Genomic DNA, 332 nt, shown 5'->3' with positions numbered 1-332 from the left:
ACACCACATATTACTCCCATTTCATTTGCTTCTTTAATGTGTTCTACATTTGCTGTGTCTAAAAAAAATCTCATTTTTTACGCCCCTATTCCTTAATTTTATTTATTTTAATTTCCTATTCTTTATTCGTAATTAATTCAACTAATAAATATCCAATAATTATATTATAAAAGTATAATCCTTAATTACATAAACTTTGGATTATACTTTTATTTATTATCTAAATAAACTTATATTTTATTATTTAGATTTTACCCTGAATTATTCATAAAATTATATGAAACATGCTTTGCATGGCTCGTTAAGCTGTTCTTAACAAATTCAAAACTTCA

At 22.6% G+C, this 332-nt stretch carries 1 pseudogene; it reads right to left on the bottom strand.

Annotated features, from left to right (window positions below):
* A pseudogene (locus tag ACJDTP_RS27560) lies at nucleotides 1–74 on the bottom strand (fructose-6-phosphate aldolase); the annotation flags it as partial.
* Nucleotides 75–332: the final 258 nt, after the last annotated feature.

Source organism: Candidatus Clostridium helianthi (genome assembly GCF_045310795.1).
Taxonomy (GTDB): Bacteria; Bacillota; Clostridia; order Clostridiales; family Clostridiaceae; genus Clostridium; species Clostridium helianthi.
This window is presented reverse-complemented; position numbering and strand designations above follow the sequence as displayed.